Annotated in this window: 20 protein-coding genes; 1 reads left to right on the forward strand and 19 read right to left on the reverse strand. The window is 64.9% G+C overall.

Features of this window, described 5'->3' with window-relative positions; genetic code table 11:
- Positions 1–104: 104 nt before the first annotated feature.
- From smpB to DMP11_RS01310, 5 genes are all read right to left on the reverse strand, one after another.
- A complete protein-coding gene (smpB, locus tag DMP11_RS01290) occupies positions 105–572 on the reverse strand; it encodes an SsrA-binding protein SmpB (protein ID WP_123184677.1) in 468 nt (155 codons plus the stop codon).
- A 73-nt stretch (positions 573–645) separates the two neighbouring features.
- The gene (locus DMP11_RS01295) at positions 646–888 is read right to left on the reverse strand and encodes a hypothetical protein (RefSeq protein WP_123184678.1); all 243 of its coding nucleotides are present in this window, start codon (positions 886–888) and stop codon (positions 646–648) included.
- Positions 889–890: 2 nt separating this feature from the next.
- Complete coding sequence (locus DMP11_RS01300) at positions 891–2111, reverse strand: M42 family metallopeptidase (protein WP_123184679.1); 1221 nt, start codon at positions 2109–2111, stop codon at positions 891–893.
- 18 nt (positions 2112–2129) lie between these two features.
- A complete protein-coding gene (locus DMP11_RS01305) occupies positions 2130–2411 on the reverse strand; it encodes a hypothetical protein (protein ID WP_123184830.1) in 282 nt (93 codons plus the stop codon).
- 62 nt (positions 2412–2473) lie between these two features.
- The gene (locus tag DMP11_RS01310) at positions 2474–3103 is read right to left on the reverse strand and encodes a thermonuclease family protein (protein WP_161555263.1); all 630 of its coding nucleotides are present in this window, start codon (positions 3101–3103) and stop codon (positions 2474–2476) included.
- 138 nt (positions 3104–3241) lie between these two features.
- On the opposite strand from DMP11_RS01310, the gene pyrE reads away from it, so the two are divergent.
- Complete coding sequence (pyrE, locus tag DMP11_RS01315) at positions 3242–3928, forward strand: orotate phosphoribosyltransferase (protein ID WP_371826720.1); 687 nt, start codon at positions 3242–3244, stop codon at positions 3926–3928.
- Here the strand turns inward: pyrE and DMP11_RS01320 are convergent.
- The 14 genes from DMP11_RS01320 to DMP11_RS01385 all read right to left on the reverse strand — a co-directional run bounded on the left by DMP11_RS01320 (position 3921) and on the right by DMP11_RS01385 (position 24492).
- Complete coding sequence (locus tag DMP11_RS01320; protein ID WP_123184680.1) at positions 3921–7487, reverse strand: UvrD-helicase domain-containing protein; 3567 nt, start codon at positions 7485–7487, stop codon at positions 3921–3923. The two genes, pyrE and DMP11_RS01320, sit on opposite strands and share 8 nt — an antisense overlap.
- Positions 7487–10333 (reverse strand): PD-(D/E)XK nuclease family protein, encoded by a 2847-nt coding sequence (locus DMP11_RS01325; RefSeq protein ID WP_148041072.1) that lies wholly within the window; start codon positions 10331–10333, stop codon positions 7487–7489. The genes DMP11_RS01320 and DMP11_RS01325 overlap by 1 nt, the downstream gene beginning before the upstream one ends.
- A gap of 9 nt (positions 10334–10342) precedes the next feature.
- Complete coding sequence (gene rhaD, locus DMP11_RS01330) at positions 10343–11251, reverse strand: rhamnulose-1-phosphate aldolase (RefSeq protein ID WP_123184682.1); 909 nt, start codon at positions 11249–11251, stop codon at positions 10343–10345.
- A gap of 135 nt (positions 11252–11386) precedes the next feature.
- The gene (locus DMP11_RS10630) at positions 11387–12073 is read right to left on the reverse strand and encodes a flavin reductase (protein WP_194950426.1); all 687 of its coding nucleotides are present in this window, start codon (positions 12071–12073) and stop codon (positions 11387–11389) included.
- Positions 12074–12172: 99 nt separating this feature from the next.
- On the reverse strand, positions 12173–13147 hold the full coding sequence (locus DMP11_RS01340) for a radical SAM protein (protein WP_123184684.1): 975 nt from the start codon (positions 13145–13147) through the stop codon (positions 12173–12175).
- On the reverse strand, positions 13110–14072 hold the full coding sequence (locus DMP11_RS01345) for an NAD(P)-binding domain-containing protein (RefSeq protein ID WP_123184685.1): 963 nt from the start codon (positions 14070–14072) through the stop codon (positions 13110–13112). The genes DMP11_RS01340 and DMP11_RS01345 overlap by 38 nt, the downstream gene beginning before the upstream one ends.
- A complete protein-coding gene (locus DMP11_RS01350) occupies positions 14072–15001 on the reverse strand; it encodes a DegV family protein (protein WP_123184686.1) in 930 nt (309 codons plus the stop codon). The genes DMP11_RS01345 and DMP11_RS01350 overlap by 1 nt, the downstream gene beginning before the upstream one ends.
- Positions 15002–15053: 52 nt before the next feature.
- Entirely contained in the window at positions 15054–15962 is a 909-nt protein-coding gene (locus tag DMP11_RS01355) for a DegV family protein (RefSeq protein WP_123184687.1), read from the reverse strand.
- Positions 15963–16064: 102 nt separating this feature from the next.
- Positions 16065–17522 carry a nicotinate phosphoribosyltransferase gene (locus DMP11_RS01360; RefSeq protein ID WP_123184688.1) on the reverse strand — a complete coding sequence of 486 codons (1458 nt, stop codon included), beginning with the start codon at positions 17520–17522 and terminating at the stop codon, positions 16065–16067.
- 33 nt (positions 17523–17555) lie between these two features.
- Positions 17556–19013 (reverse strand): regulatory iron-sulfur-containing complex subunit RicT, encoded by a 1458-nt coding sequence (ricT, locus tag DMP11_RS01365; protein ID WP_123184689.1) that lies wholly within the window; start codon positions 19011–19013, stop codon positions 17556–17558.
- Entirely contained in the window at positions 19010–20146 is a 1137-nt protein-coding gene (locus DMP11_RS01370; RefSeq protein WP_123184690.1) for a DNA polymerase III subunit, read from the reverse strand. The genes ricT and DMP11_RS01370 overlap by 4 nt, the downstream gene beginning before the upstream one ends.
- Entirely contained in the window at positions 20139–20855 is a 717-nt protein-coding gene (gene tmk, locus DMP11_RS01375) for a dTMP kinase (protein WP_123184691.1), read from the reverse strand. Before tmk ends, DMP11_RS01370 begins: the two co-directional genes overlap by 8 nt.
- Positions 20856–21561: 706 nt before the next feature.
- Entirely contained in the window at positions 21562–23475 is a 1914-nt protein-coding gene (locus DMP11_RS01380; RefSeq protein WP_123184692.1) for a UvrD-helicase domain-containing protein, read from the reverse strand.
- A gap of 30 nt (positions 23476–23505) precedes the next feature.
- Complete coding sequence (locus DMP11_RS01385) at positions 23506–24492, reverse strand: 4Fe-4S binding protein (protein WP_123184693.1); 987 nt, start codon at positions 24490–24492, stop codon at positions 23506–23508.
- Positions 24493–24507: the final 15 nt, after the last annotated feature.

Here is a 24507-nt window from a genome sequence, read left to right on the forward strand (position 1 = left end):
TGCTCCTTCCTGATGCGGCCGCTTCGTTGCCGCCCTCCATCATACCGCCGTCCGCATTCGGCCCCGCGCCCTGGCGCGGATTGCCACAATTCCGTTAGATGGCCCTAGCGGCTGCGGGATTTCAGCTCGCGGTCTATCTCGCGGCGGGTGTCCCGCTCTTTCATCGATTGGCGCTTGTCATAAAGCTTCTTACCCCGCGCCAGCGCCACTTCCACCTTCACCAGGCCCCGGTCGTTGAAGTACATGCGCAAAGGCACGATGGCCAGGCCCTTCTCCTTCACCTTCTCGTGCAGGTAGCGAATCTGCTTCTTGTGCATCAGCAGCTTGCGGCGCCGGTCAGGGTCGGGATTGTGGTAGGTGCCGTTCACATACGGGGCAATGTGCACGTTGTTCAGCCACAGCTCCCCGTCGCGGATGAGGGCGAAGCAGTCGGTGAGCTGGCAGTTGTTCTCGCGCAGCGAGCGCACTTCGGTGCCGGTGAGCTCCAGCCCCGCCTCGAAGGTTTCCAGCACTTCGTAGTCGTGCAGGGCGCGGCGGTTCTTGGCAATGGTCTTCTGGCCGGTGTCTTTCATAAGGTCCTCCAGAGCGAATTCATCTGGTCAGGGCCCCGCCGAGCAGGCGGAGCGATCGGGGTTGCGCGGCAGGTTACTGGTCCCGGCGCTCATGGCACACGCCGGCGCCGCTGGAAAGCTCTTCGGCGGCGGTGCCATAGGTGCGGCTGAGCACCTCCATGGCCAGCGGGTCCACGCCGGCATCGCAGTTGTCGGCGTCGAGGTCGGCCACGTCCAGCACGCCGGCCTCCAAACCCGTTTGGGCATCGTTGTCGCCCGCGCCGTTTTGGGCGAAGGGGAAGCTGGTATCGTCCACGTAAATCTCTTCGTTGTCCATCGCTACTCCTCGGATGAGATGAAATCTTCGATGGCCCGCACCTCCCGGTCCAGGCTCTCCATCACATCATCCATCCGAGCGGCCTCCGATTCGGCCGCAGCCCGTTCGCTGTCTTCAATCTGTTCACCGGCCGACACCTTTTCCCCGGTGCCGTCCCCCATGCCGGGCACGAACGACAGGTCGCCGTGCAAATCGAGCGCAAAGCGGGTGATCAGCTTCACAGTGTTGTCCAAGTCCTCCAGGCACACCACTTCGGTGGGGGTGTGCATGTAGCGCAGGGGCACGCTGATGAGTCCCGTGGGGATGCCGCCGCGGGTCACCTGGATGGCGCGGGCGTCGGTGCCGGTCACGGAAGGCTCCGCCTCCAGCTGGTAGGGAATGCCCTCTGCCTCGGCCGCCGCCACCAACCGCCTAAATACCACCGGATTGATGTTGGGGCCGCGGGCGATTACCGGGCCCTCGCCGCAGGTGATGCTGCCGTACTTCGATTTCTCGATGCCGGGGTAATCGGTGGCGTGGGTGACGTCGAAGGCCAGCGCCACATCCGGGTTCACCGCATGGGCGCAGGTGATGGCGCCGCGGGTGCCTATCTCCTCCTGCACGGTGGCGGCGGCGATGAAAGCCCCTTCGGCCCTGCCGGCCTCCGCGAGGTTTTCCAGCACCCGGGCTGCCACGTACACGCCGCACTTGTCGTCGAAGGCACGGGAGACGGCCATGCCCTCACCGAACAGCTCGAAGCCCACGCCGTAGGTTATCTCGTCGCCGATGCGCACCCGCTCCTTCACTTGGTCGGCCGGAAGCCCCAAGTCGATGACAAGCTTGTCCATGGGGGTGACGTTCTTGCGCTCATCGGGGGAAATGAGGTGAATGGGCTTGCGGCCCACCACCCCCCGCAGCACGCCACCCTCCGTGTGCACGTCCACCCGCATGCCTGGCAAAACGGCGGCGTCAACGCCCCCCACCATGGCAACGGAAAGAAAGCCCTCGTCGCTGATGTAGGTGACCATCAGCCCCACTTCGTCCATATGGGCCGCAAGCATCAAGGCCGGACCCGCGCCGCGCCCCTCCAGCCGGGCCGTGACTGTGCCCATGGTGTCGGTGGCAATCTCGTCGGCGGTGCCGGCCAAACGCTCGCGCGCCAGCTGCGCCACCGGTTCCTCGCAACCGGTGGGCGACGGGGTTTCCAGCAGTCCCTGCAGGAATGCGATTTCTTCTTTGTTCATGGGGATACCTTTCGCTGATTACCAGTAGGCCTTCGTGGCCTTGCGCTTGGGCTGGGGCTTGGGGTCGCGGAAGTCCAGCTCCATCTGGCCGTCGGCCACCTTCGATTTGGCGCCTTTCCGCTCCACTTTGGTGATGGTCCAGCTTACGGCGTCTTTTCCGAACAGCTCCAGCAGTCGCAGCCGGGCATCGTGCAGGTTCGCGCGGGTGCCGATGCGGGCATCGCTCTCGAATTCAAACACCCCCAGGCCGCTCACGTCGGCGCCGTCGGGGGAACGGTAATTTGCAACGTATGTCTGCATTTGCTCGCGCACTACCTCTCGTCCCAGATGGTTTTGCCCATCATAGCACCCGCGAGCCTTCCTCAATTCCAGAAGTCGCTCACCCCGCGGCCCTCTTCGGCCGCTTCGCGCCCTAACTGCTCCAGCGCCTGGGCATGGGCGGTGTCCTCGCCGTAGCGGCGCGCCTCAGCGTACCCGTCGGCCACCAAAATGCCGTTCAGCATCTTCTGGCGAATTTCGCCCACATCGTTGGGATCAGTGGGCTTTTCCAGCCACACATAGCGCAGCAGCCGGTCGTACTGGTCCCGGTCGTTCGCGTCCGATTCCAACCACACGGTATCCCCCTCGCCCACCAGCTGCTTGGTGTAGCGGCAGGCTTCGCGCCCCTCTTCGCTGTTGCGCTCCTCTTCCGGCGCCACCGATTCCGGGCAGTTGATGCCGATGAGGCGCACCCGCTCCTCGGCCCCGTCCACCTGAAGCACCAGCGTGTCGCCGTCCACCACGCGCACCACGCGCGCCTGCTGGAAATCGTCGGCGTTCGCCTGCAGCCCGGCGGCATTGCCTCCGGAAAAGCCGCCCACGGCCCACGCCACCGCCACCACCAGAAGCGCCCCCACCACAATGCCGGGGCGGCCGATGATGAGGTTCTCCCAAATGGTCTTCATTCTCGATTGCGGCGCCGTCTGCGGCGCGTCGAACTTTCCATCGCTCATGGGCGGGCCTTTCCGCAAAAACCTACTTCGCACCGCCAAAGCGGCACCGCGTTCCATAGTAGGGCAATTTGGCCGCCGCCCTCCCTCCCACACGCTATCATGTGACCCAACGGAAAACCGACCATGCGAGGAGCGCCCATGGAACTGCCACTGTACAAACGGAATTTCATCGAGTTCATGGTTAAGAGCCATGTGCTGAAATTCGGCGATTTCACCCTGAAAAGCGGCCGCCAATCGCCCTTTTTCATGAACGCCGGCGCTTACGTGACCGGTCAGCAGCTGCACCAGCTGGGGCTTTATTACGCGGAAGCCATCAAGGACAACTTCGGCCTTGACTTCGACGTGGTGTTCGGCCCCGCCTACAAGGGCATTCCGCTGGCGGTGGTCACGGCCATCGGACTTCAGGAGCTGTACGGCAAAGAGGTGAAGTACTGCTGCAACCGCAAAGAGGCGAAGGACCACGGCGCCGATGCCGGCAATTTGCTGGGAGCGAGCCTTGCCGACGGCGACCGCGTGGTGATGGTGGAAGACGTCACCACTTCCGGCAAATCCATCGACGAAACCTATCCCATCTTGAAAGCGGCCGCCGACGTGGAGGTGAAGGGGCTGGTGGTTTCCCTGAACCGCATGGAAGTGGGCAAAGGCGGCGCGGTGACCGCCCAGCAGGAGATTACCGAGCGCTACGGCTTCCCGGTTGCCTCCATCGTGACCATGGCGGAAGTGAAGGACTACCTCACCGGCCGGGAAGTGGCCGGCGAGGTAGTGATCGACGAGGGAACGGCCGCTCAGCTGGACGACTACTACGCCCAGTGGGGCGTCAAGTAGCGCGGCGCCGGAACCGGTAGCGCACAACCTGGGGCTGGCCGGGACAGGCGGCATCTTCCTGCTCTACCCGCACGAAGACGAAGGACACCTCGGAAAAACCTTGGCGGAGCACCGCGTAGGCATAGCAGAGCGCTTGCAAGCGGTGCTTCCAGTACAACTGGCGGGCGGTCTCTTGGGGCTGCCCGCCCGTTTTGTAATCCACCACAAAAGCACGGCCGCCCTCGCCGGCGGGGCCATTGGCGCAGAACAGGTCGATTTCCCCTTGCAAGGTATTGGCGCCCAGCTGCGCTTGGAACGACAGCTCCGGCTGCACCCATTCCCATTCGCGGGCCTCGCGGCGCACATCGCTGGCAAGCCAGCGGGCGAAAGCCTCCTGCAACCGCTGCCGCTGCCGCACCCCGTAGGCGTCGGCAACCGCCTCGAAGCGGCCCCAAGCGCCCTTCTCCCCCGTCAGGGCGTCCAGCTGGCACAGCCGGTGGAGCGCTCCGCCGAAGTCGGTGGCCTTATCGCGGTCGGAGAAGCTCTCGCCCCTTTCCTCTCCGGCGCCGTCGCCGAAGTCGGCCGTCGGCGAAACGGGCGCCGGCGCCCCGCCCTCCGGCTGCACCGCCGGCGCCTCCTGCAGCCCATCGGCAATCGGCCCGTCCAGCTCTTCCACATAGGCCTCCAAGACGGCCTGGGCACCTTCCAAGGCGCCGCCTTCGCATCCGGTCAAGGAAGAATAGGACACAAGGCCCTGGCCGTCGCCCCAACCGGCGACAACGGCAGGCGCGGGGTCGGGCGAAAGCGGCGGGTATTCCACCACCCGGCCCTCTGCGGCACCGGCCGTCTCTTCCCGCTCCTCTTCCGACTGTTCGTTCCACAGCCGGTCGGCATCGATGAAGGCGAACTCCAGCGGCTGGGACCCCCCGTAATCCGCCGTGCCATCTTGGCGGGGCACCTCTTCGCCAAACAGCGCCCCCAGCACATCCGCCTGAACCCCTTTGGGGGCAAGCCCCTCTTTGGTGTTGTTCACGCACAGCGAAACCAGCATGGCCTCGCTGGCGCGGGTGGCGGCCACGTAGAACAAGCGCCGTTTCTCCAGCAGCCCTTCCTGGGCGCTCTCCTCTCGGATGCCCTGGTGGTGACGGGCAAGCGGGGGCAGTCCCGGGGCGCCCTCCTCATCGTTTTTAACCGTGGTCCGCGCCTTCTCGAAGGCCGCCTTCAGCCCATCGTCCCCCAAAGAAGACGCCAAGCTGGCCGCCGCCCGGCCGTCGCGCACCGCGCAAAGCAGAGCGCCGGATTCGGGGCGCAGTGTGTAGCAGTCCGCCACCGCCACGAAGGGAAACTCCAACCCCTTCGAGCCGTGCACCGTCATGATGCGCACCGATTGGCCGCCGTCGCCCTGCAGCGATCCCAGCTTCTCGTTGCCGGCGGCCAGCGCCTGGTAGCGCTGGGCCACCTGGGCCGTCCCCGCGCCCGGCTGCGCCTGCAGCCCCTCCACCACCGTAATGGCCTTCAGGAAATTGGCCGCCTTCGCCTGCCCGGTAACCCCTTCCTCCTGCAAGCGGGAGAAGTAGCCGCTTTCCCGGGCTAGCTGCCGCAGCGCGCACGCGGGCCCGTCGCGGCGCACGGTGGCCTGGGCGCGGCACCAAATCTCCAGCACCCGCCCAAGGGCGGCGCCGGGGGCCGGCAGCAACGGCTGCAGCACCTCCCCGTCCGTCTCTTCGGTTTCCGCCCCGTCGCCATCGCCCACGACAAAGGGGCGCCCGATGGAGCGGCGGCGCACCTCGGCGCACTGTTCGCCACTGGCCTTGACCACGGTGGAGAGCGTCATGAAATCGTCAGCGGAAAGCTGGAACATGGGGCCCGAGAGCGCCTCGAACAAATCCCTCGTATTCAAAGGGCATACCAGCGCCCGCAACAGGCTGGCCGCAAGTTTGGACTCGGCGGTGCCGTAAAAGCCCGACCCGCCTTCCATATGGCAGCTGAAACCCTCTTGCTGAAGCGCGTCGGCGTAAACGTCCAAGTGGGTGGTGCTGCCCAGCAACAGCACCATGTCCCCCGCGTCATGGCCCGCCATGCGCAGACGGGCGAACCATTGGGCGATGTGGCGGGCCTCCTGCTGTTTGGCGAAAGCGGTCTTGGCGGTCTCGCCCCGCTGCTTCGAGCCGTAGGAGGTAAGCGCCACTGAAATGCGCGGGGCCAAGGCCCGGTAAGCGCCCGATGCTGCCGCCTTTTCCTCGTTGCGTCCCGCCTGCAAATCGAGGAAATCCTCCGAAAAGAAGCCGGGGGCGCCGCAGATCCGCCGCACGAAGGCGAGGATGTCGCCATGGCTGCGGAAATTGGCGTCCAGCTGCAAAGAGCGCGCCTTCGCTTCGCCGGTCATCTGCCGCTTGTGCTTCAGGTACACGTTCACATCGGCCCCTTGGAACCGATAAATGGACTGCTGGGAGTCCCCCACCGTGCAAAGGTTGGTAAGGCCGGGGCGGCAAAGCAGCCCGATGAGGTCTATCTGCAGCTGGTTGGTGTCTTGGAACTCGTCCACCATGATCAGCTGGAACCGCTGCTGCAGCTGCTGCCGCAACAGGGGCCTGTCGCTCAAGGCCCGGTAAGCAAGGCGGAGGATGTCGGCAGTGTCCACACAATCCGCCTCTTGCTTGAGCGCCCCGTATTCCTCCTGAACGCGGCGCGCCACGGCCATGAGGCTTTCAGCCACTGCTTCGTTGCAGCCGAGAACGCACTCCATGACCAGCCCCGCAAGGGAGGTCTTCAAGGCGCGTACCGCCTCTTTCGCCTTTCCCTGGGCGCTCGGCAACCCTAGGCCCGCCAGCGCGGCGGCCGCCTGCCGGTAGGTCAGAGAGCCGCTGCTCTCCAGCAGCTCCCGCACTTGCCGCAGCGCCTCTTCAGCCTTTTCCATCTGCTTCGGCGATCCTCCGCCGGCCAGGAACTCTTCCAAACCCGCAGCTGCCTGCCGCATGATTCCCGAAGGGGATGCGGCGGCGGGGCCGAAATCGAAGGCATCCAGCCCGGCGGTCAAGGTGTCGCCGTGCTTCATGAGGGCGAACGTGAGAGCCCGGGCATCGGAGCCCTTCCCCGTGGCCCCCAGAGCCGCAATCAGCTGCGCCAAGGGGCTCTCCGGCTGCCCCTCGCTTTCCCGCAGCACCACATCGAAGGCCCGTTGCCGCAGCTCGGCGGCGCGGTCTTCTTCCAGCTGGGCAAGACGGGGAGGCAGCCCCAGCTCCAGCCCGTGCTCGCGCAGGATGCGCAGCGCCATGCCGTGGATGGTGGATATCCAGGCATCATCCACTTTCAGCGCCTCTTCCGCCATGCCGTTTTCCCGCAAAACGCTGCGCACGCGGCTCTTTATCTCGCCAGCGGCCTTGCGGGTGAAGGTGATGGTCAAAACGCGGTCCACCCCTTCCACCGCCGGCCCGCTTTCCGGCGAAAGGGCGTAGGCGATGCGCTGCTGCAATGTGAAGGTTTTGCCGGAGCCGGCGCCGGCGCACAGCAGCAGCGGGCGGTCGAGGGTTTCGATGGCCTGACGCTGGGGCCCTGTGGCTCCCAAGGTGTCGAGGTTCACTATCCCAACCTCCTTTCGCAGGAAAGTGCAGGGCAGTACTTGCAGGCCTGCGCGTCTGCCGGGCAGGGGGCAATTTCGCCGGCGAACAACTGCCCCAGCCGCTCCCCCACTGTTTCTTCAACCCACGTTAGCAGCTCCCCGAAACTGGGAAAGCCCGCTTCCTGCACGCTGATGCCCTTGGGTGGGAAGCCTTCGATCTGGGCAGGCCCCAGCACCAGGCCGTCGTAGGCCCCTTCCACCTCGCCGGTGAGCGGGTTGAGGTACAAGGTGGCCACCACCTCAAGCCCCAGCAGTTGCCGCACCACTTGGGCGTAGATGAGCGCCTGCACCTTGCGGGGCAGCTGGGGCTGGGGCTCTTCGCCCTCCTCTGCCGCCAGCGCCATCAGGCGGTAGCCGTCATCGAGGGAGGTTTTGTAGTCGATCACCACCGCGCGCCCGTTGCCGTCCACGTCGATGCGGTCCACGCTGCCGCACAGATGCTGGCCGGCGTAGGGCACCGGCTGATCGAACCCGTAATGCCATTCATGATAAGCGGGGGCGAAGCCGGGCAACCAACGGGACTGCTGGCCCAAGGCACCGGAGAGCTGGGGCAAAAGCCCTTCCCGCAACCGCTGCTCCCACGGGGTCACCGCTACGTAGCGCCGTCCTGCCTCATGGCCCTCTTGGGCCTCAACCACTTCGCGGAACACCTGGGCCAGAAGCGCGCGGCTCTCTTCCAAGTTGTCCGGCGTCACCCGCGGCACCTGGCCCTCGACCAGCTGCTGGTAGAAGCGCTGCATCACCTCGTGCACGAATGTGCCCCGCTCCAGGGGGCCGAAACCCTCCTCTGTGTCCTGCAGCGCCAAGCGCCGCTGCACGAACCAGAGGTACGGGCATGAGAGGAAGCTCTCGATGGCCGACGGGGAAAGCCGCATCGCGCCGCCGTTCGCCCCTTCCGTTTTCGGCAAAGCGATGAACGGGCGCCACCGCTCCCCCACCTGGCCCATGGGCAGCTGCGCCTCTTCCACGGCTGCCGGAGCGCCCTCGTCAACCCCCAGGCAATGAAGGAACCGGGTTTCCGCGAGCGTGCTGCAATAGGGGGCCAGCACCCGGGGCAGCTGGCTGTCGCGCAAAAGGTCGTCGCTGCAGGTGGGATCGGCCCGGAAGCAGTCGGTCACTTCCTGCATGAGGAAATGAGGGTAGGCGGGCTCGCCGGCAGCGTCGGTCAGCGACCGCTCCAGCACCACGGCCTCCGTGGGCACGTTCAGGGCGTCCCACAGCCGCTGCCGCAGCAACTGGGCCCCCTCCTGCTGGTCGGGCAAGGCGAATTTGGACAGCAGCGCTTCCAACGATCCGGCCGTGATGCCTCCGGGCCGCTCATCGCGGTTCATTTTCGTCAACAGCAAGGCGCGGGCGCAGCCGGCCGGCAGCTGGGCCGCCGTAGCCAGGTCGCACAGCAGCACCGGCGCCTCCCCCGCAGCCCCATCAGCGGCCGGAGCGCTTTCCAATGACACGGGGATGTGCACGTCGGCGCACAGTTCAACGGCACTTTCGAAGCAACTGCCGAAAAGCATCTGGCGGGCCAAACCGGCAAAAGCCGAAAGGGCGGACAGCTCCACCAGCTTACGCCCCTCGTCTATCGGCAGCGCCGCCACCGCGGCGCGCAATCCGTCGACCATCGTGGCGACACTGCCGCCCGACGCCTCCAGCAGGGCGCGAGCCGTAGGGCTCTCGTTCGCCAGCATGCGCAGCGCCTCCGCAGCCCCAAGGGCCCGGTTGGCAGCCCACTGGCGCGACAAACTCAGCAGCGTTTGCTGCCGAAGCCCCGAAAGCGGATTGGCCGCCAAGTCCTCCCACACCGGAAGCCCTCCCTGAGGCGCCGCCGCCCACGCCGCCACAAAACGGCCGGCAAAGGTGTCGGAGAACGCCACTGGCCCCCGCACCAGCAAATGCAGTTTCCCTGTTTCACGGTTAGCGCGCAGCAGCTCGAAAAGCCCCACCGGATCGGTGTCGGCCACCACGACGCGATAGGCAAGCGCGGTTTCTCCCTCCGCTGCGCCAAAATCCGTCTCCGCAAGGGCGGCCACCGTTTCCGCCAGCAGCTGCAGCTCGGCGGTTTTGCCGGTGGCCAGCGCCACCCGAAGCGCCCCGCCCGGTGAAACGGCCTCACTCCTGGAACCGTACAGGCGCCCGAGCAACTGGCCCAGCTCGCCGCCGGGACGCGACGGCGCCGTGCGGCCGTTGGCCACCGCCACCGCCCCCAGCTTCCCGAACAGCCACTGCTGCGCCAACGGCAGCTGGACGGGCCACTGCCCCGCCAGCACCAAAGCCTCATCCGCGCCGGGGCGGGCATGGCACGGTTGCCCCAGCAGCCAACAGGCTTGGCTGTGTTCCACCAGCCCCCGCACTTCCAAAGCTTCCGAGTACAGCCGAAGGGCCTCCGTCACCGCCGGCTCGCTTCCTTCCAGCGCGCGGAGGGGCGCATCGCAGAGCCAGGGCAGCGCCTGGCGGGCCGCCCGCGCCAGCCACGGGGCCATCGTTGCCGGCTGCGCCGGAAGGTCTGGAGCCTCAGCGGCAACCTGCCAGGCCAGCGCCAGCCGTTGGGACGGCTCCACGAGGCTGCGCCCATCGCCCCACAGCTGCCAGGCGTCCTCCAGCCAAAGGTCGAACGTGATTACCCGCACTCCCAAACCGCGGTCGTCTTGTCCCAGCAGCCGCTTCAGCTCTGCCGCTTCGTCGAAGTCGGCGGCGATCACCGTCACGCGCCTCTTTTCGGCAACCATCCGCACGGCCAGGCGGGCCGCTTCGGCGAAACAGGCTTCGCGGTTCGGGGCCTGGGCCACAACCGGTATCGCTGTAAAATCCAAGGAAACCCCCTATCGCCCCAAAAGGGCGCGGTTGAACGGCAGCCCCAGCTTCTCGCAAATGCCCTCCAGCACTTCATCGGGCACCGAAGCGCGGTAATCTTGCGCCCCCATCCCCGCACTGCGGCACGCTAGCCAAATGGAGGCCGCCTTCACCAGCACCTCCATGCGCCGGAACGCCTCCTCGGCCGTGGCCCCCGTGGCCATGAGGCCGTGGCTCGCCCACACCGTGCAGGAATAAACCGCCGCAGCTTCGGCGCTGGCACGGGCCAATTCCAGGCTGCCGGGCACCAAGGGGCCCACGTAGCCCACCCCTTCGGGCACGTACATCACCGTTTCGGTCATGGCGCGCCACAGCCCCTCGGTGATGGCCTCCGCAGAGGGGTCGGCCATCTTGCCGTAGGCCACCATTTCCGCCGGATGGCAGTGGTACACCAGCCTGGACTCGCCGCCCGTGGCCTTCCCGCGCACCTCCAGCACCAGCAAGTGTCCGTTCAGCTCGCTGGTGGGGCGGGCGCCCCTCTCAAACCCGAACACCGGCCGCCACGCGCTGCCGGATATGTCCAGCTCCACCACCCCCAGGCAGCTGGCGCCTTTGCGGGCAAGCTCGTCCATGCGGCAGCCGGCCGCTGTAACCAGCACCTGCTCGCTGGCCAGGCCCGGCACCGGCTGCTCCAGCATCGTCCATTCCATTGGCCGAGTATCCAAAAACGGCGCCAGCGCCGCGCGCTGCCGCTCCGTCAGCCACAGCGATCCGTTGCCCCCATTGGCCTCATGCCATCCTCGCTCGGCGCAACGGCGGGCCAAAGCAACGAATTCCGCCACGAAGTCCAGGTGCAAGGCGCCGGCCTTCGCCGCCGCCCGCTGGGCCGTGCCCACCGCCCCGCGCCCCGCTGCCACCGCGTCTTCGAAAAATCCCATGGTCCGCCCATTCTCTCGCTTTTCATACGCCCCTATGGTAAGCGAAAACCTCCGCCCCACGGCCCATCTGCCCCATAAAAGTGAAGCGCCTCCGAAGGGAGGCACTTCAGTTGCAGCGCATCGGAAACGGCAGTTCTACAAGGTGATGCGCTCGAACATCTCGGGCCCCACCCCGCACACCGGGCAACGGAAATCCTCCGGCAGCCCGTCCGGATACCCCTCCACGATGTAGCCGCACACTGTACAGCGCCATCCGCACTTCGCCACAGTAGTCTCCGCATCGTCCGCCAGGGCCCCGCTCGCCCCTTGCGCCTCGTCGGCAATATAGGACGAGGCCTTTGGCGGCGTCTTCCCCCGCTTCACCGCATGATAGTAAGCATAAGTGAGCGGCTCCGCCTTTCCCAGCACCTTAGCGTCATCCACCTGGCCGAACACCACCAGATGAGTGCCCATATCCACCGTGCCCACAACCGAGCAGCAAAATGCCGCCACGCCGTGTTCCAACAACAGCGGCAAGCCAGCAGCATCTACCTCAAACGCTGCATCGGCGAATTTGTCGGTTTCGATGCTGTTGCGGAACCCGAAAACGCCAATCAGCTCCAGAGGAGTTTCCTGATCCAGTACTGTCACGCAGTAACGGCCGCTCTCAAGCACCGCCGCCAAGGTAACGTTTTCCTTGTTCAAGGCCACGCTCACCTGCAAAGGCTCGTTGGTCACCTGCTGGAACGTGTTCACTACACAGCCGCACTTGCGACCCTCATCGTTTACCGAAGAGACGACGTACAGCCCGTAGCTGATGGAATGGAATGCCGCAAGATCCATGATTCCTCTTTCTTTTGATTGAAAACTACATTACACCCTACCACAAGGGCCGCATGGGAGCAGTTGTGCGATGGAAACGGAAGCGCGTTGTCAAAATGCCTACTCGAACTCGGGGATGAAGGACTCGTCGGCCGCCTGTCCCTCCTGCCAGAAGTAGTCATCCATCCCCAGGCTGTCGGCGAAATCCAGCAGGCGCTGGTAGGCCCCTTCATCGGCTGCGCGTCCCAGTTCGGGGTAACGGGCCAGCATTTCGGCGGCGTTGCCCCTCCCTTCCGCGGCGCGGCGGGAAATCACCGGCGTGTACTGGTTCATCAGCGAATACAGCACGCCATCGCCAAAACGGCCGTACAAAAGCCGCAGCGCCTCGAAGGATTCATCCTCGTGGCCGGGCAGCAGAAGGTGGCGAACGAGAACCCCGCGCACCATGCGCCGCTGCCCGTGGTAACTGTCGAACGCCGGAGCTCCCACCGCCTCCACCATGGCGTCGATGGCGGCAAGGGCCACCGACGGGTAATCGGCAGCGGCCGAGAACGCATGGGCCGTCTGGGCGCGGGCGTATTTAAAATCCGCCAGGTACACGTCCACGGCGCCCTCGTTGGCGCGGACGGCCTCCACTGTCTCGTAGCCGGAGGTGTTCCACACAACGGGCAGGTGCAGGCCGCGCTTTCGCGCCCGCCGCAGCGCCTCTCGCACCTGGGGGCCGTAATGGGAGGCGGTCACCATGTTGATGTTGAGGGCCCCCTGCCCTTGCAGCCGCAAAAACCCGTCGGCCAGCTGGTCAATTGCATAGGGCTTCCCTGCCTCCCCCGCTGCCAAGCGGCCGTTCTGGCAGTACACGCAGCCAAGGGAGCAGTGGCCGAAGAACACCGTGCCGCTGCCGTCGGTGCCGCTTATGGGCGGCTCTTCCCAGAAGTGCAGCGCAATGCGCCCCACTTCCACCTGGTCAGATGCACCGCACACCCCCCGCTGGCCGGCAGTGCGGTTTGCCCCGCAACGGCGCGGGCACTCCCTGCAGCAGGCCAACCGGGCGGCCGCGTCAGTTGGAAGAGTAGTCGAAGGTGAAGAAGTCGCCATAATCGTCCAGGTCGTCGTCATCGTATTCGGCCTCATCGGCGTCTTCGTCCCCGTGATCGTGGGAGCGGTACACCTCGTTCGCCCGATTCCAATCCAACCCGGCACGGCGCGACTCATCGTCCTCGCCAAACACCAGCGAAAGCGCCGCTACGGCCAAATCGGAGCCGCCGATGATGGCCAGCAGCTCCAAAAGGTGCAGCGCCGATTCCGCCTGGGGCACGATCAAATCGGCGTCATCGGCAGTGGTGAGGGCGGCGGAAACCTCCGAAAGGAACAACTCCACCGTGAAGTCGCTGGTGAAGCGCTTTTCCTGGACGGCCTTGAGCAGCCCCTCGTTTCCGCAGGCGAAGGCGGCCGGCATCGCGTCCGGCACCCCCTCTCCCGCCGAGAAGCGATGCACCGCGTGGTAGAGGGCGTTGGCCTCCACCGTGCTGATCACCTGCGCCGCCACCTGCAACGTATGGGCCGCTTTGGCAAGCTGGGCACTGCCGGCGCCGCCGGTTGCCACCGCATCGGACACCAGCACATCCAAAAAATCGCGGGCGCCGGCCACCACGTCCTCTTCCCCGGCCACGTAGCAGAACAAATTCTCGCGGCCGAAGCACTGCTCAAGCGTGATGTCGCGCACCACCAAAGGCGCTTCCACCAGGTTCAGCCCCGAAACCAGCGCCACCGATGAGATGTCCCGGGCCAAATTGGGGGAAGCAGGAGACAGGTCCACCAAAAGCGCCCCTTTGTTCAGGTGGCTCACAAAGCCCTCGTCGCCGAAATACAGATCCTCGATTTGCTGCTGGGTTTCGCAATAGCTCACCACAATATCGGCGCTGGCAGCGTCGGAGGAGATGCCATAACCGGCCGCCTTGAGGCGCTCGGAGGCGGCGGAGGCAAAGTCCTCCTTGCCAAACAGGGCAACAATCTTGGCCATTAGTCGCGGCCCCCTTTCACCTTGCGGGCAATTTTGTCGGCCAGGGAAAGGTTCTCCCGCTTGTCCTGGCCCCAAAAGCCCACCGCCAGCATGCCGGGCCCCACATGGCTGCCGATTACCGGGCCAATGTTGCAGATGACCGGTATCACCGACTCGTCCGCTTTCACCAGCAGCTCCTTCAGCTTCTGGGCATCTTTGGGGCAGTCGGCGTGGCCGATGAGCACCGTGGATATCTGGTTGTCCTCGCTTTTGCGCTTCAGGAAGTCTTCTACCAGTGCCTTCATGGCCTTCTTGCGGCCGCGCGCTACGCCCGTCACCGCCAGCCGGCCGTCTTTGTCGATGGCCAGCAGCGGCTTCACGTCCAGCGCAGTGCCCGCTACCGCCACCGTGGAGGGAATGCGGCCGCCGCGGCGCAGGGTGTCTAGATCTTCCACCATGAACTGCTCGTTCACGAAATAACAGGCCTCCCGGGCCCATGCCGCCAAATCGGCCGCGGACATGCCCCGCTTCCACTGGTGGATGGCTTCATGGACCAGAACCCCTTCGGCAATAGAAGCCAAATGGGTGTCCACCAGGTAGATTTCAGCATCAAGCCCTTCTTCCTGCAGCTGCGAAAGCGCCAGCACGGCCGCATCGTAGCTGCCGGAAAGGCCGCTGGAAAACGAAAGGTATACCGAGGGCCTTCCCGTGGCGGCCAGCGAACGGAACAGTTCCAGGAACTGGGGCATGGGCACCTGGGAGGTGGTGGGTGCCGACCCCTTGCGCATCGCATCGTAGAAATCCTGCGGCTTGCGACTTTGGAACAGGTCGTCGAAGAACGAGCCGCCGTCCATCAGGTACGGGAAGTTCAGCAGGTATAAGCCATCGGCCTCCAGCAGTTCGTAAGGAAGGTCGCAGCAGGAATCAACTACCAAATTGCAAGTGCGCATAGAAATCCTTTCCATATCGTCCGGCTTTTGTGGGAAACGTAGGCACGGGGCTTTACACTCCCATGGCGAAAATGCTTTCGTTGTAGGGAGCAGTGAGCTTGCCTTCCAGCGGGGAATTGCACTCATAGGCGATGCCGATGGCGGGGCCCGTGTGCACACCCAGCACCGGGCTCACCGGCAAAATGGGCACCTCGTGCCCCACCAACGGAATAATGGTGTCCCGCGCCCACTCCAGCGCCGGGGCCTTGTCGCCGATATAGTGCACCGCCAGGCGCTTCAGCCCATGGAGGGACATGTCCTCCTTGAGCTTTTGCACCATGCGCTCAAGGGCCTTTTTGCGGGTGCGCACTTTCGCGAACGTTTCGGCAGCGCCGTCGATCACCGTAAGGATGGGCACCAGCTTGATGGCGTTGCCCAAAAGCGCCGCCGCGCCGCCGATGCGCCCCCCTTTGTGCAAAAACGTCAGGGTTTCGGGGCTGAACAGCCAGCGGGTACAGGTGATGCCGCTCCACACCGCGGCGGCGCAGTCTTCCAAGCTGCCGCCGGCATCGCGCTTGTCCACCGCGTCGTACACCGGCCATGCTTCGTCGTAACCGTTGGACATGGAGTCCATGAGGATGCACTTGAAATCAATGTTTCGGGACTGCACTGCCCGCGCCGCCCGGATGGCACCGTCAAAGGTGCCGGAAAACTTCGAGGAAATGAACACACCCAGCACCTCATCGCCCGCTTGCGCGGCCTTTTCAAAAAGCTCCTCAAAAGCATGCTGGGAGGGTTGGCTGGTAGTGGGAATGTTGTTTACCATCTCGTTTATACCGGCATAGAACTGGTCCAGGTCAAGCTCGGCATCGGCGTACTCCTCGCCATTGTGGTTCACGTAGAGCGTCACCACTTCCAATCCCAGCCGCTTTGCCTCCTCTTTGGGAATGGAGGCCACAGAGTCGGTAATTATCCTGATCATTGATCATCATCCTTAGCTCTCAAACGAACAGGGCCTGAAGGCGCTTCCTCGCTTCGGCCGCAACGCGGGACCCATAGCCGCCGGCGCGCCAGCCCAAAAACATTACGGTACCACATCCCGCAGCTCTGAAACCAAAGAACGGCGAACCTCGAACAATTTGCAATCCAGCCCCACCGGATAGGTGTGGGGGTTGAGCATGCGCAGCTGGCTTTCGTCCAGGCACGCAAGCCCTTCTTTCGCCCGCGCCTGGGCCGCTAGGGCGCTGGTGCCCAAGCCGTCCAGCACCGACTTGCCGTTGCGGGCCAGAGGCTTCAGCAGGGTTTCGAATCGCAGGCCGGAAAGCTTTTTCTGGCGCAGGTCATCGGCCGGATCGATGATCACCTCGCGCCCGTCAACGCCGCTGGTCACATCGAACACCATGTCGCCCGCCAAACGGCCGCTGTCATGGTAGTAGCGCCGCACGTCCAGCACACCGGGAGTGGTCAGCTTCGCAGCGGTTTCGGATATCTTCAAACGGCGCGTCCATTGGGCTTGCCCCTTCTGGCGCACCGCCGAAAGCTTGAACACGCCTCCCAACGTGGGTTGCTCATAGGCGGTGGCCAGCTTCGTGCCCACCCCCCACGAAGTGACGGGGGCGCCTTCATCCAAGATGGACTTGATGGTGTACTCGTCCAGGTCGTTGGAGAGCACGATGCCGGTGTCGGTGAGCCCCGCCTCGTCCAGCATGCGCCGCGCCATCTTGGAAAGCCAGGACAGGTCGCCCGAATCAATGCGCACAGCGGCCAGATGTTCGCCACGGTATTTCATTTCCAAACCCACCGTGATGGCGTTTTTCAGCCCCTGCTCCACGTCGTAGGTGTCCACCAGCAGTACGCAATTGCGAGGAAACTCGCGGGCGTAAGCGCGGAAAGCTTCCAGTTCGCTGTCGAAGGCCATCACCCAGGAGTGGGCATGGGTTCCGGAAACCGGGATGTCGAACAGCTTGCCCGCAAGCACGTTGCTGGTAGAGGCGCAGCCGCCCACCACGGCCGCCCGCGACGCCCACACGCCCCCCAGCCCCTGGGCACGGCGCAGGCCGAACTCCGCCACTGGCGCCCCCTTGGCAGCCAGACACACCCGCGCCGCCTTCGTGGCGATGAGGGTTTGGAAGTTCACGCAGTTCAAAAGGGTGGTTTCCAGCAACTGGCATTGGTCGATGGGGCCCGTCACCCGCACCAAGGGCTCGTGGGGGAACACCACGGTGCCTTCGGGAACGGCATCGATGTCAAGGGTGAGGCGGAAATCCCGCAGCCCCTCGAGGAAATCGCCGCTGAACAAGGGGCCTCCGCCCGGCGCCTGCAGCGTGGCCAGATAGGCCACGTCGCTTTCGCTGAAGCGGTAGTCGTCAATAATCTCGGCCAGCTGCTGCATGCCCGCCGCGATGGCGAAGCCCCCCTTGAAGGGATAATCGCGGAAGTACATGTGGAAGCAGGCCTCCTCTTCGGCTTTTCCGCAATCCCAATAGCCCTGGGCCATGGTCAGTTGGTACAAGTCGGTGAGCAAAGCGTAATCAGCGTTCATGGAATTCTCCGTTGCGTTACTGGCGGCGGACCGCTACTCCTGGGCTTCCCCGGTGCCCCTGCTGCGACGGCGACGGCGCCGGCGCGACGACGAGGCGCCCTCTGCCGCAGCGCCGCCGCCGGATGCCGGCGCGGCCGGCGGCCGGGACAGGCCGCTGGAGCGCTGACCGGGGCGGGTGGCCTTCTTCGGCCGCTCGGCCCCTTCGGACCGGGGCCCTTGGCGCCGCTGCTTGCCGGAAGAGGAACGGCGCTTTTCCGCCGCCTCCCCCTTCGCCTGGCCGCCGGAACGGGCCGCCTGCGGCCGCTGCCGCTTGGCGTTTCCGTGCCGCTGCTCATCGCTGCACTCGCCCCCTCGCCTGGCCGCCTGCCCCTCCTGGGGCACGGAGCCGTCGGTGGAAAGCGTGGTGGAGCGGCGCCGCGGCTTGCGCTCCGCCGGCTTCACCGAAACCTTGTCCTGACGGCCGCGGCGGCTGCGCTCGCCACTCTTGCCGAAACCAGAACCCGCGCCGGGCTGCGACTTTTTGCGCGAAGGGTTGCGGCGCACCGCACCCGCCTCCGCCAGCTTGTCGGCGCCGGTGAACTGGGAGGTGGAGAACAGGGCGGATTCGCCGCCGATGCGCGCCTGGGTTTCCTCGTTGGCGGCGGCCCATGCGTCCTCGGTCACCACCGAGGGGCGCGAGCCGTCTTCTTTCTTCTCGAAGCCGGCGATGGGGATGCGAACTGGCTTCTCCCCTTCGATGCGCACCGAAACCAGCTCGCGGGGCACGTCCAGATCCACCACTTTTGCGGGGCCGGCCGGCGTGGTTACGGTGGCGCCCACCTTGGGGCTGCGGGTCTTGAAATCCTTGTAGGCGTCGAACTCGTGGCGCAAGCAGCACATGAGACGGCCGCACAGCCCCGAGATTTTCTGCGGGTTCAGCGAGAGGTCCTGCTCTTTGGCCATGCGGATGGACACCGGGCAGAACTCGCCCCCCAGCCGCTTGCAGCACAGCTCTTGACCGCAATGGCCCAGGCCGCCCACCATGCGGGCCTCGTCGCGCACGCCGATCTGGCGCATGTCCACCCGCACATGGAAGTGGCCGGCCAGCTTCCGTACCAAATCGCGGAAGTCCACCCGCTCTTCGGATTCGAAATAGAACACGGCCTTGTCGCCGTCGAACAGAAACTCCACCGCCACCGGGTGCATCTCGACGCCGGACTCTTCCACCATCTCCTTGAACAGCGGAAGGGCCTCGCGCCCCTGCTGCTCAAGGGAGGCGGCCTTTTCGATGTCCTCCTCGGTGGCCAGCCGCTCCACCGGCTTCAGCGGAGTTTTGAGGGCCTTGATCTGGGCCTCGTCCACCTCCAGCAAGTTGCCGGCCGCCCGGCCGAACTCAAGGCCGCGGGCGGTGCTCACCACCACCGCGTCGCCTTTGGATATTTCAAGCCCCTGCGGATCGAACCACAGGGTCTTCGGATTGTACGCAGTATGTACCGGGGCGACTTTCGTCACGAAATTACCTCTTTCACTTTGAACAGAAGCGCATCGATGCAGGCTTCTGGGGAAACATTATAGGCAATGGAGGCTTCGCATTCGTCCACCGCACGCAAAGCACAGAGGGCGCTGGGCAGCGTGGCCCGCTGGGCAGCCGCCTGCAGCGCTGGCAGAACGTCCTGGTTGATGACCAAATCGGAGCAGCCACTGCAGATCATCATCACGTCCCGAATCCACGAGCGGATTATGGAGGTCAGCTGCCGCATGCACTCCGACGACTTTGCGGTGATCTGGCGCTTTTGGCGCGCCTCCAGCTGCCGCAGCGCCGACTTCGCCAGGAAATCCTGGTTCTGGGCCAGCTCCTGCTCGAACTGCTGCCGCGCGGCGTCCAGCGGGAAATTGGCGGCCTTAATGAGGTCGGCCGCCATGCCCACCACGTCCCAGTCTTCGCAGTGGCGCAGCCGCTCCAGCGTGTCCAGCACCCGCTTCCTGAACTCCATGCGGGCCGACCCGGCCGCCAGGAATTCGATGGCGCGGCTGATGGAACCGCCGCAAGCTTCGATGGCAATGCGGGCGTGCAGCAAAGAGGCGCCGGTGTTCTGAGCCACGATCCCGGCCGCCTCGGACGCCGGGATGTGCCGGAAGGGCACCACCTGGCAGCGGGACAGAATGGTGGGCAGCACGCCATCGCAGGTGCGTCCCAGCAAGATGAACACCACGTTGCCCGGCGGTTCTTCCAAGGTTTTCAGGAATGCGTTGGCGGCCGAAGTGCCCAGCTGGTCCACCCGGTCGATGATATACACCTTCTTTTTCGCCTGAATGGGGGCCATGGAGGCATCGGTCACCATCTCGCGCATCTGCTCGATAAGGTAGCCGTTGGCCCCTTCGGGGGCGAAATAGCGCACGTCAGGATGCTTGCGCCGCATCACCTTGTCGCAGGCATCGCACGCCCCGCAGCGGCCGCCCCGGGGGCCCTTCGCCCCCTTCGGGCACAAAATGGCCTGGGCGAAGGCATAGGCGGCCTGAGTTTTGTTCGAGCCGGCGGGCCCAGCGAACAGATAGGCGTGGCTAATACGGTCGTTGGCGGTGGTGGCGCGCAGAAACTCGCGCACCTGCGGCTGGCCCACTATGCAGTCGAATGCGTCACCCATGGGCTTTTACGTCCAAAACCGAGAAGTAGTCTTCGTCGAACAGGGCCGAGTCCGCCAGCGCCGGCACCACGTCCACCAGCGCCGAGAACACCTGGGCCGCCGTGAGCGACTTCGGGCCTGACGTGTCGATTACGCGGATGCGGCCGTCGCTTTCACGGCACATTTGCCCAAAGCCGAGCTCCACCCGCTGATGAAAGTCAAGCCCCGCCTGCTCCAGCCGGTCGGCGCTGCCGTGATGGGTGGCGCGCACCAGCCCCTCGGCAGCCCCCTCGCAGCGCAGCAGCAAGGTGGCGTGGGGCACCAGCCCGTCGGCGGCGAAGGCATTGGCGGTGCGCACCTGCTCGCGATCGATGCCGCGGCCGAACCCCTGGTAGGCCTCGGTGGAATCGGTAAAGCGGTCGCACAGCACGATTTTGCCCGCGGCCAGCGCCGGCTTGATCACCTCGTCCACCAGCTGCGCGCGGGCGGCCTCGTAGATGAGCATCTCGCACCGGGGGCTCACCGGGCCATAGGCTGGGTCGAGCACCAGCGCCCGCAGCGCTTCCCCCAACTCGGTGCCGCCGGGCTCTCGAAGCATGAGCACCGAATAGCCCAGCCCTTCCAGCGCTTTCGCCAGAAAGCGGATATGGGTGGTCTTGCCGGCCCCTTCCCCGCCCTCGAACGTTATGAACACTCCCGCCCCATCCGGGCGGTTGCCAGCGTTATCCATATATGACCTCCTGGAAGCGGCCGCTTCCAGCCATCAAGCGTACTAATAGGGCTCTATTCTACTTTACCGCCCGCCAAAAGCCCGCGGCATTCCCGCCGGCAAGGAAAACACACCGCCCATCGCAAAAAGGTGGAGATTCCATCTGGCAGGAAACGGGAGCTAAACGCAGATTCAACCTGTAGGTAAAACGGCTTTTTATCCAAAAACCTCTCCCCTATTATGATTTTCAGGCACGAGGGGCACGGCCCCGCCTGTTGAAAACTCAATATCCCGATCGTCCGTTGTTTGTCTCCTGCGTGAAAACCTCCTCTCTCTCAACCCCTCAACGGACGTGAGAACATACGCACGTTTCCCCTTCTCCTCCGTGCGTACTGAACAGCCCCTCCGGGTCCCCCAGCCCGGAGGGGTATTTTTTTGCCCAGCGTATCGAGGCGGCAAGGGGGAATCCCAGGTCCACCAAAGCAAGCGAGGCACACCGTGGTGCCCGTAATTGCCCCGAAAAGCGGCTGAGCGTGCTTCGGCACGCGACGGAAAGCTTTGAGGGGCAAGGACAGGCGCCACGGTGGGCCGCAGCGCCGGGCCGTTCCGGTGTTCACAGAACGCCGGAACAAAAAAAGGACCCGCTCTTAGAGCGATTCGCATTCCCCTTATCCCCCTTGCAAATGCGAATCGCTCTTAGAACGGGTCCTTTTGCCCGAATGAGAAACTAGTCGGTGGGCAGAATCACCGGCAGGAACTCGCTGGCAGTCAGTCTAGCCATGCGCATGCCGTTTTTCAACCGAATGCGGTCCACCTTCAACTTCAGCTTTTCAGCCCCCACCAGGTCGATGGACGTGAAATAGGAAACCTGCAGCTGATCGGTGGCCTTCCCCAGCACCGTGTAGAGGAAGCGGGTGTCCGCTTCGTGCATCTTCTCCTGCTTGTCCAGCGTCACCACCGTGGTGTCGAAGTAATCGCGCTCGGGGATGAACCCGTTGTCGAAGCCGCACACCAAAAGCGCCTTGGGAGAAGAGCCCACCACATGGGCGCCCGAGCCCATCATCACGCCGCCGTTGCCTTCCAGCCGGGAGTCGGTGAGGCGATCGGTAACCGTGGCGGCGATGACCTTGGCGGTAGCGGCGCCCGGGACGGGGGCGCAGAAGGACACCACCATTTCCTCCACCTTTTCGGGAATAATGGTCTCTCGCACCGAAGCCGGAGCCGTGGCGTCCACCGCGGCCACCAACTTGCGGATCAGCTCAAGGCCGGACAAGCCGTCCACCTGCTCCACCACCGCGCAGCCGCTGCGATAGGCCGCCACAATGCGACCGGCGCCCGCAGAGATGAGCGATGCCGCGCCGGCGTCCATTGCGGTCAGCGCCTGCAGGGTTTCCAGCAGGTTATAGCCCTTGTCCTTGGCCCATGCGTAAATCTCGGACAAAGCGGCGCTGTTGCCCAGGTAGTCGCCAAAACCGATCCAGCAACGCCATGCGAGGCAGTTCTCAGGGTCGGCCGCCAATTGCAGGGCGGTGATTACCCGCGCCGGCGCGCAACGGGCGTAATCGCGATAGTCGCCCGCGGCCAAACGGCCGTCGAAGGCACTGTTCACCGCGATACCCTGCTCGGTCAGGTAGCGCTTGAGCTGACGGGCCCACTGCTTGTTGAAGGTGAGCAGGAAGATGTCTTCGGCGGTAACGCCCGCCTCAGACAGCTGCCCCACGCGCTGGGCGATGGAGCTGAACTCATCGTGGGAGGTATCGCAGGGGAACTCCCCGAAGCTCACCGACGCGTCCAGGTTATCGGGGTTGCCCAACACCACCGCACCGGCTTCCAACTCATCCGCCAGCACCTGGGCCGCATGGAGGCTGGCACCGCACAGATGGCAGTCCTCCAAGGCGCGCACTTCGGCACCGGCCTGCTCCAGCTCGTCAACGCCGGCGCCGTAAGGATAGCTGTCGTACACCTCGATGCACGCCAGCGGATCGGCCGCGGCGGTCACCGACTGCCGCGCCACCATGTTCGCCACGAACTGGGAAGCGCGAGAGAGCTGCTGGTAGTCGTCCACCAGCACGTGATCTACCGAAACCGCCGCCAGCGCATCCTCGTGGCCATGCAGGTAGCCCCAGGTAAGGGCGGCCAGCTCCGGTTCGAGGATGGAGCGGGTGAAGCCCAGCGTCCCCTTCAGCATGCCGTGCACCGACTCTTCTTCCGCCGTCACCAACCACTCCGGGTCCTCCCCGGAAAGCTCGGTCCAGCCGCGGTAGAAGAACTTGAGCATCTCGCGCAGCCGCTTGATCTTCAAACCGGACACTTTCATGTCCTCCATGATGAAGGCCTGCTCGAACGAACTGACCAGGCGCGGGTCGCGGCCGGTGGCCTCGCGGGCGGCCGGCGTGGACAGCACCTCCAGGCAGAAAGCCCGGGGCGTGGTCACCCGAACCGCGCCCACACCGGCAGCGGCGAGGCGCTTTTCCAGCTGAGCGGCAGCATCGGGAGTGGACGCGAAAACCAGTAGGCTTTCCGGCGCGGCTCCGGCGGCCACCTTCTCAGCGGCCGCGGCCACGAGAGCGGAGGTCTTGCCGGTTCCCACAGCGCCCTTGTACAGGACAACTTCCGGGGCAGTACGCAGGGTTAAGGTCATAAGACGATCTTCTTTCTTGAAGTTGGGCGCCTATGCGCTGGCCTCTGCCCCCACCTCGTCGCCCGCAGGCATAGCGGTGGGTTTCTGGGGCAGGAACGGCATTTTGATCGCCGAGGTGGGGCAGTTTTCAACGCAAGCGCGGCACTTGGTGCACTCGCTGAAGGACATGCCGGCCTCGGGATGGCGCGGATTGATACCTTGCGGGCACACCTGCGAGCAGATCTCGCAGGAACGGCCCTTTGCGGACTCCAGACACTTGGCGTTGTCGATGGTGGGCACGAAGGTCTTGTTGCCCTTGCCGATGAGGCTCATCAGCGCAGAGATGGGGCAGATCTTCGAGCACCACTTGCGGAACACCAAAAGTTCCAGGATGAGGATGACGGGAACCACCACCACCGACCAGGTTACATCGCCGAAGGCGAACAGGCGCATAACCAGCAAGATGGTGGCCAGCGTCAAGCCAATGGGGCAAATGAGGCAGAATACCGGGAAGCCGAAGATGGCCGCGGACACCAGGGAGCCGCCCAGGATCACATGGCGCGAGTCCAGCTTCTGGAACTTGCTGGCACAGGAGCCGCAGCTGCCGGAGCAGCCCTTGAGAGCGTTCTTCTCTTCCTCGGTCAGCGCGTCGCCGGCCGCCTTCTTCTTGTCGGCTGCCATGGCGGCCATGGCAGCTTCCGGCTCAAGGGCGGCGACACCGGTCATGTCGGTGTTGGAAGCCTTGCCGCCGAAAATGCCGCGAATCTTGGAAACCACGGGCACCGGGCAGATCCAGCCGCAGAAGGCGCGGGCGAACAGCAGAATGAGCACCACTACCACCACGAGCGAAATGAGCACGCGGGGCACGGCCATCTTGGAGGCCACCAGGGTGAGCAGGCTGCCCAGCGGGCAGAGCAGCGAGATGTCCATCCAGCCGAAGGCGGAGATGGTGCCGATGCCGAAAGCGGTCACGTAGCCGATGGCCACCAGCAGCAACACCACCAAGGGGATGATGACGCGAAGCTTGTTGGATTTCATGAATATCCCCTTCCC

The sequence above is a fragment of the Parvibacter caecicola genome (genome assembly GCF_003725335.1).
GTDB lineage: Bacteria > Actinomycetota > Coriobacteriia > Coriobacteriales > Eggerthellaceae > Parvibacter > Parvibacter caecicola.

Excerpts from the sequence above, each read along its gene's own strand:
- DMP11_RS01360 (WP_123184688.1), bottom strand. The coding sequence starts at position 17,522 with ATGAACGCTGATTACGCTTTGCTCACCGACTTGTACCAACTGACCATG.
- pyrE (WP_371826720.1), top strand. The coding sequence starts at position 3,242 with ATGGAACTGCCACTGTACAAACGGAATTTCATCGAGTTCATGGTTAAG.
- DMP11_RS01345 (WP_123184685.1), bottom strand. The coding sequence starts at position 14,072 with ATGGCCAAGATTGTTGCCCTGTTTGGCAAGGAGGACTTTGCCTCCGCC.
- DMP11_RS01350 (WP_123184686.1), bottom strand. The coding sequence starts at position 15,001 with ATGCGCACTTGCAATTTGGTAGTTGATTCCTGCTGCGACCTTCCTTAC.
- DMP11_RS10630 (WP_194950426.1), bottom strand. The coding sequence starts at position 12,073 with ATGGATCTTGCGGCATTCCATTCCATCAGCTACGGGCTGTACGTCGTC.
- DMP11_RS01370 (WP_123184690.1), bottom strand. The coding sequence starts at position 20,146 with ATGGGTGACGCATTCGACTGCATAGTGGGCCAGCCGCAGGTGCGCGAG.
- DMP11_RS01300 (WP_123184679.1), bottom strand. The coding sequence starts at position 2,111 with ATGAACAAAGAAGAAATCGCATTCCTGCAGGGACTGCTGGAAACCCCG.
- DMP11_RS01310 (WP_161555263.1), bottom strand. The coding sequence starts at position 3,103 with ATGAGCGATGGAAAGTTCGACGCGCCGCAGACGGCGCCGCAATCGAGA.
- tmk (WP_123184691.1), bottom strand. The coding sequence starts at position 20,855 with ATGGATAACGCTGGCAACCGCCCGGATGGGGCGGGAGTGTTCATAACG.
- DMP11_RS01355 (WP_123184687.1), bottom strand. The coding sequence starts at position 15,962 with ATGATCAGGATAATTACCGACTCTGTGGCCTCCATTCCCAAAGAGGAG.
- rhaD (WP_123184682.1), bottom strand. The coding sequence starts at position 11,251 with ATGGGATTTTTCGAAGACGCGGTGGCAGCGGGGCGCGGGGCGGTGGGC.
- smpB (WP_123184677.1), bottom strand. The coding sequence starts at position 572 with ATGAAAGACACCGGCCAGAAGACCATTGCCAAGAACCGCCGCGCCCTG.
- DMP11_RS01295 (WP_123184678.1), bottom strand. The coding sequence starts at position 888 with ATGGACAACGAAGAGATTTACGTGGACGATACCAGCTTCCCCTTCGCC.
- DMP11_RS01385 (WP_123184693.1), bottom strand. The coding sequence starts at position 24,492 with ATGAAATCCAACAAGCTTCGCGTCATCATCCCCTTGGTGGTGTTGCTG.
- DMP11_RS01380 (WP_123184692.1), bottom strand. The coding sequence starts at position 23,475 with ATGACCTTAACCCTGCGTACTGCCCCGGAAGTTGTCCTGTACAAGGGC.
- DMP11_RS01340 (WP_123184684.1), bottom strand. The coding sequence starts at position 13,147 with ATGGCGACTTCTTCACCTTCGACTACTCTTCCAACTGACGCGGCCGCC.
- DMP11_RS01305 (WP_123184830.1), bottom strand. The coding sequence starts at position 2,411 with ATGCAGACATACGTTGCAAATTACCGTTCCCCCGACGGCGCCGACGTG.